Origin of the sequence: Geobacter sp., assembly GCA_009684525.1 — a bacterium.
Classification (GTDB): Bacteria; Desulfobacterota; Desulfuromonadia; order Geobacterales; family DSM-12255; genus Geoanaerobacter.
In genome coordinates this window covers 996,167-1,011,593 of the sequence record WKKR01000002.1, presented here as the reverse complement: position 1 = coordinate 1,011,593, position 15,427 = coordinate 996,167, and the positions used below count along the sequence as shown (strand labels likewise).

Genomic DNA, 15,427 nt, shown 5'->3' with positions numbered 1-15,427 from the left:
GTGTTATCCGTGGCTAAAGTCTACAACACATCCGCGAAGTGCGGACGCAGTCGGCGAAAAACCACCGCCCCCAGCACGAACAGCAACCCGGTGACCCCCCAGAAATAGAGGGTCTGCCAGGGGTGCTCCCAGAACCAGACCTTGTGGATCAGGCTGTCGCGGTAGCCTTCGACAATGTACTCCACGGGATTGAGCTTGACGAAAGGAAGATACTTTGCCGGTACCAGGTTGATCGGCCAGAAGATGGGGGTGCCCCAGAAGAGAAACTGCAGACCCATGGCCACCAGTTGCCCCATGTCGCGGAAAAAGATGATCACCGACGAGGTGAGCCAGGAGAGGCCGGTAAGGAGAATGAGGGATGCGGCAAGGAAGTAGACCACCTGGATACTATGAATGGAAATCGGGGATCCGTTGATGACAAACATGACGAAGATCATGGCCAGAAAGAAGAGATGGATGATCAACGTCGAAAAGAGCCTCACCAGCGGCAAAATCCCGATACTGAAGGCCACCTTCTTGACGATGAAGGAGTTATCCAGGATCGCGCCCGTGGCGCTGGAAAGGGCGTCGTTGAAGAAGAACCAGGGGATGATCCCGGACGCCAGCCAGAGCACGTAGGGGACGTCCTGAACCGGCTTGCTCTTGAAGACAAAGGAGAAGACGAACCAGAGGATGGTGATGTAGACGGTCGGATGCACGAACGCCCAGAGCATGCCGAGATAGGAGCCCAGATACTTGCTCTTGAAGTCGCGCCGCGTCATCTCCAGAATGAGTTGGCGGCGGGTGACCAGTTCGGCGATGAACGCCGAGAATACGCGGAAGTAATTCATTGAATCCTCTTGCAGCAGCAATCAAAAAGGCGGCGCATCCGAAGATGGCCGCCTTGAAGACTGCATCACGTATCTTCTTAATTGATGACGATCGCCCCGCCGCTGCTGGAGCCAATGATAACCGCGCCCGAGGAAATCGTCAAGCTGCCGGTGATGGTGGCATAGTTCCCTGCGGGGACCGACGCCCAGTCAGTAGCCCAACCACCGACCAGGGTAACCGTTTTTGCCTGGTTGGCAGCAAGGGCGAAGCTCTGGGCGGTCTGGACATCGATCTGGGCACCGGTTGCGGCGGCATCGTACGCTTCCTGCAGAGTCTGATAGTAGGCTGTTCCCACACGTACCGGACCGCCGGGCAGCAGAACAAAGCGGGCTGTCGCAGTCTTGTCCGCATCCATGAGATCGATGGTGCAGGGAGGAGGTGTGACCGCACCGCTTCGTTGCGTGGTGCAGGCGCCGCTCCAGCCGATGAAATACATCCCCGAATCGTCCGTGGGGGTCAGTACGACACTGGTCGTGTTTACGGGGATGGAAACCGTCTGGCCGGTGCAGGCGGTGCCGCAATCCAGCCCACCCACGTTGCTGACGACCCTGCCGGTTCCATTGCCGATCTTGGTGAGGGCCAGGTCCCACGCGGTCCTGCTGAAGGTGGCAGAGACGGTGTGTGCTGCAGCTACAGCCGGGAAGAGGTAGGTTGCCGGCGTGCCGACATTTCCGCTGTCGACCGTGACGCTGGTCGTGGCATAGTTGTGGTCGGGAGTGATCGCAACGTTCAGGTCCAAACCGCCGGCAGCCTTGATGACGCCAGTGGAAGGATTCCGTGTCACGAGTTCAACTGGATTGATAGTGCCACCACTGCCGGGTGTGGCGGTTATGTCGAAGAACACCGGTCCGGCAAAGTTGCCGAGTGAGTTGGGATACTGTCCCACCGCAGGGGTTGCGGAAACCGTGTTGGTTGCGGGGTTGATCACCGAAGCAGTCCCTGAAAGGGAATTGGCAGCAACGAGCTTGGCTCCGTTAGGGCTGATGGCTATCCCCATCGGAGCTTGCCCTACCGAGATGGCAGCGGTGACAGTGTCGCTGGCAGTATCGATGACTGAAACTTTATCAAGTGCACCAGAATTGCTCACATACGCCTTGAGTCCATCAGGACTGACGGCAACGCCGAAGGGGAGCGAGAGTGCAGCAACCCCGGAACCCGAGGCGATCGTCGAGACTCCCGAAGTAGTGGTGTTGATGACCGAAATCGAGCTTTCGGTCCAGTTGGCAACATAGACCTTGGCACCATTCGGCGTTACGCCGAGCCCCTTCGGGCCGGGACTGGCAGTGGAACCGACGGTGTATTCGGTGGCAGACTTGGCATAGCTGGAGGTGCCGTCATTGGCATCGACAACTACCACCTTGTTGCTGCCGTTACAGGAGACGTAGACAGAGTAAACGCCGCCTGTTGCCGGGCCGACAGCCACACCGTCCGGCAGGTTGTAGCCGAGGGAGACGGTTGCGAGCTTGCTCTGTGTCGCAGTGTTGTAGACCGATAGCGTGGCGCCGTCATTGTCAGCCACGAAAAGTCGCGTTCCCGCGGCATTGACCGCCAAACCACCAGGGGTATTCGCAAGAGCGATGGTGCTGACCGAATTGTCCATGGTATCGATGACCGAAATCGTCTTGTCGGCCTGATTTGATACGTAGACCCGGCTCCCCATGGCGTTGACCGCCACGCCGTAGGGCTGTTGCCCGACGGCAATGGTCGCGGAGACAGTATTGGAGGCAGTATCGAGAACCGATACTGTGGCATCGGTATTGTTTGCTATGTACGCGAAAGGTGCAGCCTGAACGATCCCCGCAGACATGAGCATGCACAAGACACCGAATATTACCCTGAAATACATGTCTTCCTCCTGTTACGTTGATACAGATAGCTTTTCTCTTTTCAATATTCATGCAAAATCGAAACCAATTACGCCGACACGTCCCGGCATTGGTGATAAACCGTTAACACTTTACCATGCGCCACTGGTGAGGCGCAACAGGAAAGAGCCCTGCCAACGGCGCGTTTATGGCGTTCCCCCCATGCTCATGATCTGCCCGGTCAGCGGCCCGGCCAAGGGGGAATGCAGTTCCCGCAGCCGTTGCAGTGCCCAATGTGCCGCGGGCTGGTTGCCAAGACGCACGGCAGCCGTTCCGTAATTGAAGTAGGCGTTGGGGTAGTCCGGCTTCAGCATGGCAGCAAGGCTGAAATACTGCAACGCCGCCCTGATCTTGCCCTGCTGGAAAAGGGCCGTCCCGAGGTTGTCATACGGGATATGGTACGCAGGCCTGAGCGGTATCGCCTTTCTGAGGGTATCTTCAACCTGCGGCCAGAGCTCCTTTTCGGCGTAGGCATTGGCCAGGGTCAGATGGTTACGCTGATTATGGGGTGCCTTGCGCACGCCGTCCTGCGCAAAGGCAATCGGGTCTGCCCAGAGGGCGTTACGCTGCCAGGTTGCAGTGCCATAGCCGAGCAGGGCGCACAGCAGCAGTCCCAGTGCCATGTTCCGAGACGGAATGGAGCGGACGAGCGCTGTCAGGGCGATGGCGACACCGGCCATGGGCAAATAGAGACGATGCTCAACTGCCGCATCAAGAGGGATGATGGTCGATTCCACTGCCAGCGTGACAAAGAACCAGAAGATACCGAAGGCCAGGAGCGGCTTTCTCCTGTGCAGCCAGAACGCCGCGGCCAGAAGCAGGACAAGCCCCGCACCGGCCGCGACGTTCTGCAGGGTCAGGAGTTTGCCGACCAGCGGGTACCCGTAATCGAAGACCTGGCCATAGGGGAGGAGCAGCAGGCGGATATAGAGCCAGAGCACGGAAAACTCGGTTACCTGGTAGATGAGCTGGAGATTCTCCGGCGGTTTTTCCACCTTGCGTGGTTGCTGCAGTTCGGCAGCAAGCGGCAGTGCCGCGCTGGGAGCTATCTTGCCCGTGGCCGACCTCTCCTCTGCCCTGGCCCAGTATTCGGCCAATCCCGCATCTTTGAGAAGGACGTCGCTCATCCCGACCTGCAGGTAGATGAAGAGGCAGGATACCAGGACAAAGGGGAGCAGATAGGCCGCTGTCCGGACAAAGGGCCGTGGCAAGCGCCCCTGGCCCAGCACCAGCCACTCGAAGAGAAAAAGCGCTGCCGGGAGCACCGCTGCATTCTGTTTGCTCATCAGGGCACAGACGGCTGCTGCGAGAGCCGTCAGATACCAGGCAACATGTGTGGGGGCAGCCAGGTGCGCATCGGCGTTCCGGGCCTCTCGTGCCCTGATATACCCGTAGAGTGCCAACAGAAAGAACAGCGCCGACATGCTGGTCATCCGCTGCACTATGTAGTTGACCGCCTGGGTCTGCAGGGGGTGGACCAGGAAGAACAGCCCGGCACATGCTGCCGGGATACGTGCATCGTCGAGCGTGAAGCTCCCCTTGCAGGAAGAGGTCGGTGGAAAGGCGCGCTTGGCAATGAGATAAACGGAGAAGGAGGCAAGCAGGTGAATAGCAATGTTGACCAGGTGATAGCCAATCAGGTTGAGTTCGCCAAACCGGTAGTTCAGGGCAAATGAGAGGTAGGCCAGTCCGCGCGGGGCGCCGATATTGTGCCAGGCAGTGCTCACCTGGCGTATGACCGGGTTCTCGACGATGTTCTGGATATCGTCGATCAGCCAGGGGACCTGCAGGGTCCTGCAGTAGAGCAGGCTGCCGAGCAGCGCAATAACCAGAAACACCAGGCCGTCGATCTGCCAGCCGCTGATTCCCGGTTCTTCGCTCGTGCCGCGCAGACGTGACGGGATCGTTTTCATGCCTCTCCTCTGAACAACGAAATGCAGCAGGTGAACATGACGCTACATACCCGCCATCAGCCCGCGCTCGCGCAATGCCGCTTCTGCTTCGGCAAGCCGGTCCTCCCGCGATTCACCGGCAGCCCAGGCAACCAGTTCTTCCACTCCCCGGCTGAACGGCACCTCCGGGGCAAATCCGAGCTCGTCCCTGCTCCGGGTCAGGTCGGCATAGCAGTCGCGGATATCCCCCACCCGGAACTGCCCGGAATAGATGAACTCCTCGTCCCTGCCCACTGCCCGGCAGACATGCCTGGCCAGGTCGAGCACCGTCAGGCGCTCGCCGGAGCCGACGTTGAAGGTCCCGCCACCGGCTCCGGGGTGTTCCAGTGCAAGCAGGTTGGCCTGCACGACATCGCTGACATGGACGAAGTCGCGCCCCTGCTCGCCATCCTCGTAGATGGCGATCGGCTGTCCGGCCAGGAGCCGCGTCGTAAAGATGGCCCCGATGCCGGTATAGGGGTTGCCCAGCGACTGCCTGGTGCCATAGACGTTGAAATAGCGCAGGATGACGGACGGGATCTCATAGGTTGCCGCAAAGAGGCGGAGCAGATCTTCCTGGACCCGCTTGGTCTCCGCATAGATTGAGATCGGGGCCAGAGGCTTGTCCTCGGCAGTGGGCAGCGGCTGCAACGGCTTGCCGCAACAGGGGCAGGAGATGCCCCATTCGTTTCGAGCCAGCGCCTCCCGGTTCCGCAGCGGCGGATAGACCGTGCCGCAGTCGGCACAACGATAGGCCCCTTCGCCGTAGACCGCGCGCGAGGAGGAGAGCACGAGCCGTTTGACCCGATGCGGGCTGTTGGCCAGGACATCGAGCAGCATGGCCGTGCCGCCGATATTCACATCGCAATAGCTCTGGATCTCGTACATGGACTGGCCGACACCGGTCTGGGCAGCGAAGTGGCAGATGGCGTCCATGTCGGCAACGGCCAGCTCCAGATCCTCGCGGCAGCGCACATCGCCCACCTGCAGTTCCACCCTCCTGTCAAGATAGGCGGGGCGCTGACGGGCAGGACCATGGATCTGCGGATCGAGGCAGTCCAGCACCCGGACCCGGTACCCTCTGGCAAGGAGGGCATCGCAGGTATGCGAGCCGATAAAGCCAGCCCCCCCGGTAATAAGGACACTGCGCTGTTCAAGGTTCTCATGAAGTGGCTGGTGGTGGAGAGTTGCGTTGAGCTGATTCGGCATCGATCCGTCCAAAGAGAGCGTTGAGAGTAATGGTTGATGGGGCCTGCACGCAGGAGCGACTTCGAGCGGTGGATCACCCGGCAAGCAGCTCCTCGTAAGCCTTTGCCAGCGCACCGTAGGCTGCCACGGGGTCATAGCGCCGCCGCGCTGCCTCAAGGCCGGCATTCCCCATCCGGTCGCATTCCCCGGGGCTGTCCAGCAGGTATTCGATCGTCTCCACCAGCGCCACCACGTCCCCCGGCGGCACCAGCAGACCCGATTCGCCGTGGGTTACCACCGTGCTGATTCCCTTGATGTCGGTGCCGATCACGGCGATGCCACTGGCAAGGTAGACCGGAAGCTTGCCCGGCACGTTCTCGCCATACAGCCGCAGGGCAAAGCCGATATCGCAGATCTTCAGGTACTGGGGCAGACGGTCGAACGGTTCGTCGTCGACAAAGACGATCCGGTCGGCAATCCCCATCGCCTCGGCCATGGTGCGATAGGGAGGGAGGGGGCGGCCGAACAGGACCAGTTTCACATCGCTGCGCCTTCGGCACAGTCCGGCAAAGGCCTGCAGCAGGAAATCGACCCCCTGGTACTCCTCCATGCCGCCGGAATAGATCAGGAGCTTCTCGCCCGCAGGCCGCAACCGCTGCTCCAGGTCACGGTCCACCCGGTCGTCGGCAACCAGGAACGCATCCAGTTCCGGAACATCTTCGACCACCACAACCTTGTCGGCCCCATGGCCGGCGGCAATGAATTCGTCCCGCCGCAACGCGGACTGGGCCACTATTCTGTCGACCCTCCGCTCGATCCAGCGCTCAAACCGCATGAGCGGCTTTACCAGGATGGAATCGCGGGAAAGTGCACCAGTGGCGATCAGCTCGGGGACAAAGGTGCCATGGGCGTTGTAGATGACCCGAGCACCGGTAAAGAGCCGCGCCACGAGCCCGATCAGGGCACCCTCGTGAAGGTGGCCGTCGATGAGCCCGATCCGTTCGCGCCGCACAACCCGCACAACCGTTCCCACCAGGAGCAGATCATACAGGAGCTTGGCCAGGTTGGCGCCGGTGCGCTTGATGGTCAACGGCAGCGGCAGGGTGCGGTGGACGGTGAAGGGAAACGGCCCGTCTTCTCCCTGATGAAACGAGATGACGTGGACGTCGAATGCTTCGGACATGGCACTGGCCAGGCGTTTGATCCGCAGGGGGGTCCCCCGGTCGATATAGAACGGGCACGGCGCAATGACCGCCACCTTGGGCCTGGATGCCCTCTGTGCGATGCGTGATCCCGGATCTCTTTTCACACCTGACGTCTCACGCTTCGCGGTCCACGTTTATCGTTTCCCGCACCGCGTAAATCGGTTTTCCCTGCGCCTCGTAGTAGGTCCTGGCGTTGAGTTCCCCCAAAAGCCCAAGTGCAATGAACTGGACCCCCATGAAGAGGAGAAACGCCGTAAGGATCAGGAGCGGGTTCCGGTTCATGCTGGTATGCTCGAACAGTTTCATATAGAGCGTGATGGCGCCGGAGAGGGTTCCGGCGAAAAAGGAGTAGATGCCCCATTTGCCGAAGAGCTGGATCGGCTTGGTCGAGTAGGAGAGAAGGAACATGACCGTCATCAGGTCGAGCACCACCCGCATGGTCCGGGATAGGCCGTATTTGCTGGTTCCGTGGAGCCGCGGATGATGGCGCACCGGTAGTTCGGCAACGCGGGCGCCGATCTGGGAGGCGAGCGCCGGGACAAAGCGGTGCATCTCCCCGTAGAGGTTGATCCCGTCCAGGACCTCGCGGCGATAGGCCTTGAGGGTACAGCCGTAGTCATGCAGGTGCACGGAGGTCAACCGGGAAATGAGGCGGTTGGCGAGCACCGACGGCAGGCGGCGGCTGAAGGTGTCCTGCCGGTTCATCCGCCAGCCCGACACCACGTCGTACCCCTCGTCGATCTTGGCCAAAAGCATCGGGATGTCGGCCGGGTCGTTCTGCAGGTCCCCATCCATCGGGATCACCACGCGGCCGGAAGCTGCGGAGAATCCTGCCGCCATGGCGGCTGTCTGCCCGAAATTGCGGCGAAAACGGATCACCTTCCAGCGACGGTCCGCAAGCGCCATCCCTTTCATTATCTCGAAGGAGCCGTCGGTGGAGCCATCATCCACCAGGATGACCTCGTAGCCGATGCCGCTCTCCGCAAGCGCGGCCGTCACCCGCTCACAGAGGATGGGCAGGTTGTCGGACTCGTTGAATATGGGCACCACAATGCTTAAGTCCATACCATTCCGGAGCAGGTTGTTGAAAAGCAGCCATCTCGCCGCCGTCCTCGAAAGCCTCCTTGTGCGGCGTGGCGCTGTTTATGCCCAGTGGGTACCACGCCTCCGCGGGGCTTTCTGCGGATGCGACGATCTGGCTACTTTTGAGCAACCTGAGTTTTTTTTACAACCAGCTAAATGCAAAACGGGCTCAGCCGCCGATCTCGAACCTTTTCAGGGTCACGGTCGCCGGCTCCTTGCTCCGTAGATACCTCGGAGAGAGCGCTCCCATGATCATGCCGGCACCATAGGCGAGGTGCAGCGTGGGGAGCAACAGCATCAGCAAGGGGAAGAACTCGAAACGCCTCCTCTGCAGCGCCTCCCAGCCGGCACTGGCCAGAACTGCTCCTCCATAACACAAAAGGGGGACAGAGTAAACAGGGTTCTGGGCAAAGGGGAGCATCGCCAGATAGAGCAACAGGAGTACCGGCAGCAGGCTGGCCGGACTGATCCGCCCGCTGATTCGGGTCTGCTCGGCGCGTCCACGGCCATAGGAGAAGAGCTGCCGGACAAAGGCCCGATACGTGGGACGCTGGCTCCGCTCAACGGCCAGGCAGGGGTCGTGGATCAAGCGCCAGCCATCGAAACGGAGTCGTTCCATCAGCTCATTCTCTTCGTTGGGATAGAGCCGCTCGTCGAGACCACCACTGGCAAGAAAGACCTCCCGCCGGAAACTGAGGTTGCAGAGGATCAGTTCGTGGTCAGCGGTCGCCCTGGCCGAGCCGACCCGACGATAACGGTTGCGCACCTTGCCGCCACCGACGAGCGACCCGAGCGCAGCACCGATCGACTGCTGCAGCATGGAGTCGCCGGCCGGGGTCAGTGACGGCCCGCCGACCGCAGCAACCTTCGCATCGGCATAATGGGCAACCACTGCCTGAAGCATGCCAGGTGACACCATGGAGTCGTCGTCAAGGAAGTAGAGGATATCTCCCCGCGCCTCACGGGCCGCCCGGTTGCGCTGACGGCTGGGAGAGTTCCCCTCGGCAACGATGACGTCCAATAAAGGTCGGGGATACTCGACAGCGGTAAGCGCATCCAGGGCGCGCACCCTTCCCCCCGGCTTCACCGGTATGATAATGGTAATGCTTGGTAACATGTTTGCACGTCCATGGAACTTGTTTCCAGCCGGAAACGGCTCTTTTTCGCCCTGGCGGTGTCAATCTGCGGGATTCCTTGTGCGGCGTAGCGCTGCTCAAGCCTCCGCGCAATCCCTTGATTTCCTTGCCAGGACGAAAAATCCCTCGTTTCCGAAGTATCGGCAACGTGGGTGTGCGGGCACAAAAAAACCGGAGTGTCGCCCCGGTTTGCAGCCCTGCAGCATGCCTGAAACTCAGAACTGCTTCTTCAGGTTCGCTGAAACCCGCTTTTCGATGCGATTATCGCTGCTGCCGGTGCGCCGCCCATAGGCTCCTTCAAGGGCAACCTGCAGTTTGCGGAAACTGAGCCCGACCGTTGCCGAACCGAGCCACTCGGAGACACTGCCGGGATCAAGAAGCGAATAGCGGGCTGTTGCTCCCACATAAAGGTTCCGCAACGGGTAGCTCTTGGCAATCAGCGTCAGATGGCGCTTGGTGGAATAAAGACCCGAGTAGATCTGCTTGTCCGAAGTATTATAGCCCGCTTCCTCAATAAGGTCGAGCAGTTTGCTCTGACCAAAGCCCGTTCCCTGAATCGTGTATCTGATCCGCTGGAGGAGTTCGGCAGAGTTTGTGATGGCCCCGAAATCATCGAGACGGTTGTACGTCCCCCGGATCAGCATCTCGGTATTCCGATTGGGGTTATAGCTCGCGTTAAAGGATGAATTGGTCTCCGACGATTCCTTATCACCGACAATCCGCTTTGAAAATCTGTTGGAACCCTTGATCGCATAACTGGGCATGGTGTAGTCGATGGTATTGGTAAGGGTCATGATCGTGTCGAGGCTACCGCCGCTTTGCTGGAAAACGTCGAGAGAGGCTTGCGCGCCAACCCGCATCCTGGCCACCGGTTCCCAAGATACGCCCGCCGTTGTGGTGGACTGGATATAGTCGGTACTGTTCTGATCGCGCGTCGACTCCCCCAGGCTCGACTGACTGGAGAGGAGAGAATTCGAACCGCTGCCTCCCAAAAGCGAACTCGACGTACTGGCATCGCCGCCAAGCGCTGAAATCAGCCTTTCCTCGAAATTCAGGCGCACCCGGTCGGTGGCGGTATAGTTGATGCGGCCGGTCAGGGTCTGCTCAAGCCGGTCCGTTTTCACCGCAGGCGTTTCGCTCCGGATGTTCTTGATGTCGTAGGAGGCAAAGATGCCGACGGAATTGGAGTAGCGACGAGTACTGGCAGCTTCCAGGGTCCCTTGCAGGGTAATGGTCGTTTCGTCAGGGGAGGTGAAGCGCTGTGCCGTCAGGCTAGGGGTAAGCGTGAACAGGGAACGCTTGAAGGTTTCCAGGCGAGCAGTGGCTAAGATATCGTTGGTGGCCTGCCCGGATTCCAGGATCCTGTCTCTGACAGAAACCCTGGCCTGCCAGTCGGTATCGGGGCCCAATGTCCCTTTGAGATAGACCGGAATGAAACTCTCGTGGGTTATGTAGCTGTTCTCCGTTTCGGAGACGTGCAGGGTGCGGGTAAAGGTGTTGAAGTTGCGCAGAGACCAGGTCGGTCGTTCGGCAGCGACAAACAGGTTGAGGTCCAGGACATCCTCGCGATAGGTATCCGAAGAGGTCTGTTCGCGGACCTTTGTTGCCTGGCCGTCAGCCGAGATGCTGATCCAGTTGGTGAGATCGGTCCAGCGACGGTTTTTGCGGATATCCACCATCCCGACCTGGAACACCTGCTCTTCCCGTTTTTCCGGAACGGCGGTGGTGATATCGCCAATAAAGTCGGTGTAATTCAGATAACGGTAGATAAGCCATCCTTCATACTTATTGATTGCCGCGGTAAAGGAATTGGTCTGGGAATGCCGTGGAGTCAACGACTTGAGATCGCTGACATAATCGTTGCGATAATCGAGATAGATACGGGGGAGTTCGCGAAAGGCAAGGGCCGACCGGCTCGGAACCTTGTCTCCATGGACGCCGAAGGTCAGGGTGGCCCCGGAACTGGTATGCGTACCATCGATGATCGAATCGACAACATTGGGATCTATGATGTAATCCGACGAAGGGGGTTGGAAGGTCGCATCGGTCTGAAACATCGCCCTGGTCAGATCGCGGCTGTATGCCTTGAAGCGGATGGGAAGTTCGCGGGTCTGCAGATCGACCTCCCCCTGATAGAGCAGATGGCCGGCCTTGATCGAGGCTGACTGCTCGCCGCTGCCGTTGTTGAGCGTGGTATCCACTGCTGCCCACTCATAGCCGACAACGTATTGATAGGTCCCGAGCTTCCCCTTCGCAAACCGCCCGCCGCCGCTCGTGAACAGGGCATAGCGCTGGTACAGGGAACTGGCATCATACGCCCTGCCATTCACCGTCGAGCGGTAATCCGTATAGCCGACTTCAACCTCTCCCCCGATACGGGCATGCACCACTCCCGGAAAGGCAGGAGACGCCAGGAGCAGGCTGGCGAGCATGATGCGTAATGACGAGATGGGGGATATCTTCATGAAACAGAATACCTATGAAAGCTGGTTGCCAGCACAGATGTGACGGGAAAACCGGTATCCCGGAAACAATGCAACGTCCATACCGCCCAGCCAAATATTTGACACAATTAACAGCCCGCAACATGGCAGTCTTACGGCATTTTCTCTCGGAGCACAAAACCGGAAAATATTTACGGCAAAAAGAGGTGGCGATTCGGCGGAAAGCACCGCGATATGGCCAATGAGCTGGGTCTCACCGAGAATGGCACGATAGGAAAGAATGCCTTGGATGTCAAGCGGATAAATGGTGCTGCCAATGCCCCGGACCAGCGTCAATAGACTCTGGAAAGAACAGGAAGAAGGCTGCGGCTTCACCCATAAAAAATGAGGGGCGGGATAACCCGCCCCTCATTGTCATAACACTGTCAACTGCTGCGAAACCTTACTTGGCGTGGCAGGCGAGACAAAGAGCAGAACCGCCGTTTTCGATACGGAGGAAGTTTTTGCTGGTGCCCGGCTGGTGAACGGCGTGACAGCTGGCGCATTCCATCTGATCGGTACCCCTGGCGCTGTTGTAGAACGGCTGGTAAGCGCCGGACTCACCAAAGGAGGTCTTGACTTCGGAGATGGTGTGGAGGCCGCCGGTGCCGCTCTCAACGTTGTCCTGGGTCTGGGCAACAGAGTAGCTGAAGCCGATCGGGTGATCGTTCTTCAGAGACTGGCCGTCATTGCCGATTGCTGCATAGTTGGTTCCGAGGGTGTTGCCGAAGTCCGGATACGTCGTGTCCACACCAGCGTTGTTGGTGGGCAGGTTCTTGATGGCGCCAACCTTGGTTACGCCGTCATGGCAGCTCATGCAGAAGGCGGAAATGCTGTCCATCTCGAACGTTGCGGTTTTGGCTTCGGTGGAGAGGGTCGGGCTGTAGTACAGGGTCTGGGCAGTGGGGTTCACACGGTTCCAGAGCGGGATGTTGCGCTCTGCATTGTGCGGGGTGTGGCAGAAAACACAGATCTGGTCGGTGCTTCCGCTCTGGTACGTGGTGCCTGAGAGGTCGTGGGCAGACCCGCTGATGGTGCCGGATGCTGCATAGGAAACGGCAGCTGCGGCCAGTACTGCTGCTACGGCAAATACGAGCTTCTTCATAATCATTCCTTCCTTTCATTGATAGTTCTGCGACAGGCGCAGATGGTAGAACTCTCATGTGAGTGTTGCGATACACTTTGCTCTATGCACCGCATATGCCAACACCCCAAACAAAAGCTATCTACCCGATAACATTGACTTCAAAATTACATCCTGCTCATGATCTGCCGATTGTACCGGCTATTTACCCCGGCTATTCAACGGTAACGCGGTGAAATAACCACATACGCATCAATGAAAAATCTGCATCCGACCGACGACAGCAGAGCGAGACCCGCGTCGATTGCCTCACGGCTTCACCGGAGCAGCAGGCTCTGCAACAGCCTGCACCGGATGCTCGCGAAGATACTTTTCGTTCAGATACTGAAACATCTGTACCCGCTGGTTGAAGACGTCCGCCACATAGATCGTGTCGTTCTGGTCGATGAAGACGCCGTTGGGGAAGTTGAATCCGCCTGCCGTCACCATTGCGCCCCCCTTTTCCGAGGCGGGCCCCCCGACCTGGAGCAGGATCTCACCGGCATCGTTAAAGAGGGAGAGCTTGCTACTCCGGCCGTCGGTAACGTAGATATGCCCCTCGGAGTCCACTGCCACGGCCTTGATGATGTTGAACTCGCCGACACCGTCGCCCCGTTTGCCGAACTTGGACTTAAAGACGCCATCGGGGGTAAAGGTTTCGATCCGTGCATTCATCTGGTCGCAGACAACGATATTCCCCTGGGGATCGAGGGCAACCGAAGAGGGGAAGTTGAGCTCGCCATCTCCCGGACCACGCTTGCCGAAGCTGGAGAGAATCTTGCCGCCAAGATCGGTAATGACAATCGCCTGGCCCTGGATATCAGGGATAATCAGGCGTTTACGCATCTTGTCAACGGCAAAGAAGCCGATCGACTTGAGCTCTTTGCTCAGATCGAACACGCCTGCCAGCTTTTCCTCCTTATTGAAAACATAGATCTTTTTCCTCGCCGTATCACCGACATAGATGTTGCCGCTGGCATCAAACCCTATCCCGGTCGGCCGGTGGAATCCTTCCGGGAAATCCTTCGCGCCCAGCATCCTGACCGTCTTGCCAGGGAAATCGAAGATCATCACCCCGGCCAACTTATGATCGGAAACATACAACCTGCCCATGCCATCCCCTGCGGCAAATACCGGAAAACCGAGGGTCATCCCGAGATCTTCGCCCAGCACCTCGGAAAGAAAGCCCGGCGTAGCCAGCTGCCCCTTCCCCTGATAGAAACCGAGCCATTCCACGCGGGGGATATCCGGCGGACCCGGCCAGAAATACCGTTCGCGGGCTTTCTGCGGGGCAGCACAAGCCGTCAGCATGACACACAGGGTGACAAGAATCCATTTCAGACGCAGCATGGATCTCATGAATACTCCTCCTGACCTACAATGTAATAAGAGTCTCCAGCATCTTCCCGTCCCGCTTTTTTGCACATCCTGCGCCTATTTGGCGTGGCAGAACTGACAGAGAGCCATTCTTTCCGCGGAACGGCTTACCAGGAAATAGCGCACCACCCCACCGTGCGGGTCATGACACGATGCGCAGGATAGTTCTTTCCCCTTCCGCTTGGGCGAAATATCCTTGCGCCCGCTCAGCGGATGCCCCTCACTCCCGGAGGAACGGACCACGTGCGGTGATTTGGCGATCTTTTCATGACAGGAAAGACATACTTCGTTAATGGGACGGCGCATGAACGCGGGATATTCGGTGCCATGAGGATCATGACATATTTCACAGTATCCCGCGGCAACCGGTCCATGGGGATAGGTGAATTTCTTGATGTCGGCTTCCTTGTCCGCGTGACACTCGAAGCAGAGCGGCGCATCGCGCTTGCCGACCTTGTAGCGGGGGGTGCCGCTGCTGCTGTGGCAATAGGAGCAGGTAAGACTTTTTACCGGTTCATGGGGATACGCAACTTCGAGCATCTTCTTGTGACAGGTGCCGCAGTTCGATGAACCGGTCGCAGACCCGTTTTTGGCTGATGCAGGCGTCTTGCTGTGACAATGGGCGCAGAGCTTCTCATCCTCATCGGTATGCAGCGTATTTTTGATAAAACCCTGCGGGATCAGCTTGGTGTCGCCCGAAGGGTTGTAGAAAATCTCCGTAGCGACCGATTGGACCTTCTGTGTGCCGCTGAAGCCCTCCACGAGCAGGGTGTTTTTACCCTTGTCCCAGACCGGCTGGACAATGAGGAGATCCTGAAATGCCCGGCGATATTCAGGGGAGCCGATCTGCATGATGTCGCTGTCGATGCCGTTGACCGTGATCTTTATGCCATTCACGGCAGGGTCGTTCGTTTTCAGGATGAGATAGTCGGATCGATAGACCCAGCTCTTTTCGACCGGGTAGATAAGTTGCAGGGCTGCCGACACGCTCGCCGGTAGCAGCACGAGCAGTAATGCAGCGACATAACCAGGCCAGTTCCTCATCCGCACACGCTCCCCGTGGAATCTCCAGTTCAGCTCAATGCCGAGAACTATAACAGCTCCATGCGCCCCTGACAATCCTTGATGGCCGCCCACCCTGACCGATTGCCGGCAAGCGGGCGAAA

General features: G+C 58.8%; 11 protein-coding genes. All 11 read right to left on the bottom strand.

Going from position 1 to position 15,427, the window contains the following annotated elements; all coding sequences use genetic code 11:
• Window positions 1–20: 20 nt before the first annotated feature.
• The 11 genes from GJT30_10595 to GJT30_10545 all read right to left on the bottom strand — a co-directional run bounded on the left by GJT30_10595 (window position 21) and on the right by GJT30_10545 (window position 15,305).
• Entirely contained in the window at window positions 21–830 is an 810-nt protein-coding gene (locus tag GJT30_10595; protein MSM40056.1) for an ABC transporter permease, read from the bottom strand.
• Window positions 831–907: 77 nt separating this feature from the next.
• On the bottom strand, window positions 908–2,716 hold the full coding sequence (locus GJT30_10590; GenBank protein MSM40055.1) for a beta-propeller fold lactonase family protein: 1,809 nt from the start codon (window positions 2,714–2,716) through the stop codon (window positions 908–910).
• Window positions 2,717–2,881: 165 nt separating this feature from the next.
• On the bottom strand, window positions 2,882–4,648 hold the full coding sequence (locus GJT30_10585; GenBank protein MSM40054.1) for a hypothetical protein: 1,767 nt from the start codon (window positions 4,646–4,648) through the stop codon (window positions 2,882–2,884).
• A gap of 42 nt (window positions 4,649–4,690) precedes the next feature.
• Complete coding sequence (locus GJT30_10580; GenBank protein ID MSM40053.1) at window positions 4,691–5,875, bottom strand: NAD-dependent epimerase/dehydratase family protein; 1,185 nt, start codon at window positions 5,873–5,875, stop codon at window positions 4,691–4,693.
• Window positions 5,876–5,948: 73 nt separating this feature from the next.
• On the bottom strand, window positions 5,949–7,163 hold the full coding sequence (locus tag GJT30_10575) for a glycosyltransferase (GenBank protein MSM40052.1): 1,215 nt from the start codon (window positions 7,161–7,163) through the stop codon (window positions 5,949–5,951).
• Window positions 7,164–7,173: 10 nt separating this feature from the next.
• Entirely contained in the window at window positions 7,174–8,124 is a 951-nt protein-coding gene (locus tag GJT30_10570) for a glycosyltransferase (GenBank protein ID MSM40051.1), read from the bottom strand.
• A 187-nt stretch (window positions 8,125–8,311) separates the two neighbouring features.
• Window positions 8,312–9,259, bottom strand: a complete 948-nt coding sequence (locus GJT30_10565; protein ID MSM40050.1) for a glycosyltransferase — start codon at window positions 9,257–9,259, stop codon at window positions 8,312–8,314.
• 234 nt (window positions 9,260–9,493) lie between these two features.
• Complete coding sequence (locus GJT30_10560) at window positions 9,494–11,743, bottom strand: hypothetical protein (GenBank protein MSM40049.1); 2,250 nt, start codon at window positions 11,741–11,743, stop codon at window positions 9,494–9,496.
• Between the two features lie 421 nt (window positions 11,744–12,164).
• Window positions 12,165–12,866: a cytochrome C gene (locus GJT30_10555; GenBank protein ID MSM40048.1), complete on the bottom strand. Its 702-nt coding sequence runs from the start codon at window positions 12,864–12,866 to the stop codon at window positions 12,165–12,167.
• Between the two features lie 288 nt (window positions 12,867–13,154).
• Complete coding sequence (locus GJT30_10550) at window positions 13,155–14,243, bottom strand: 6-bladed beta-propeller (GenBank protein MSM40047.1); 1,089 nt, start codon at window positions 14,241–14,243, stop codon at window positions 13,155–13,157.
• Between the two features lie 75 nt (window positions 14,244–14,318).
• Window positions 14,319–15,305 carry a cytochrome C gene (locus tag GJT30_10545; GenBank protein ID MSM40046.1) on the bottom strand — a complete coding sequence of 329 codons (987 nt, stop codon included), beginning with the start codon at window positions 15,303–15,305 and terminating at the stop codon, window positions 14,319–14,321.
• Between the last annotated feature and the right edge of the window lie 122 nt (window positions 15,306–15,427).

What these genes read in the sequence shown, in the direction of transcription:
- GJT30_10595 (MSM40056.1), bottom strand. Translation starts at nt 830, where the DNA reads ATGAATTACTTCCGCGTATTCTCGGCGTTCATCGCCGAACTGGTCACC.
- GJT30_10590 (MSM40055.1), bottom strand. Translation starts at nt 2,716, where the DNA reads ATGTATTTCAGGGTAATATTCGGTGTCTTGTGCATGCTCATGTCTGCG.
- GJT30_10585 (MSM40054.1), bottom strand. Translation starts at nt 4,648, where the DNA reads ATGAAAACGATCCCGTCACGTCTGCGCGGCACGAGCGAAGAACCGGGA.
- GJT30_10580 (MSM40053.1), bottom strand. Translation starts at nt 5,875, where the DNA reads ATGCCGAATCAGCTCAACGCAACTCTCCACCACCAGCCACTTCATGAG.
- GJT30_10570 (MSM40051.1), bottom strand. Translation starts at nt 8,124, where the DNA reads ATGGACTTAAGCATTGTGGTGCCCATATTCAACGAGTCCGACAACCTG.
- GJT30_10565 (MSM40050.1), bottom strand. Translation starts at nt 9,259, where the DNA reads ATGTTACCAAGCATTACCATTATCATACCGGTGAAGCCGGGGGGAAGG.
- GJT30_10560 (MSM40049.1), bottom strand. Translation starts at nt 11,743, where the DNA reads ATGAAGATATCCCCCATCTCGTCATTACGCATCATGCTCGCCAGCCTG.
- GJT30_10555 (MSM40048.1), bottom strand. Translation starts at nt 12,866, where the DNA reads ATGAAGAAGCTCGTATTTGCCGTAGCAGCAGTACTGGCCGCAGCTGCC.
- GJT30_10550 (MSM40047.1), bottom strand. Translation starts at nt 14,243, where the DNA reads ATGAGATCCATGCTGCGTCTGAAATGGATTCTTGTCACCCTGTGTGTC.
- GJT30_10545 (MSM40046.1), bottom strand. Translation starts at nt 15,305, where the DNA reads ATGAGGAACTGGCCTGGTTATGTCGCTGCATTACTGCTCGTGCTGCTA.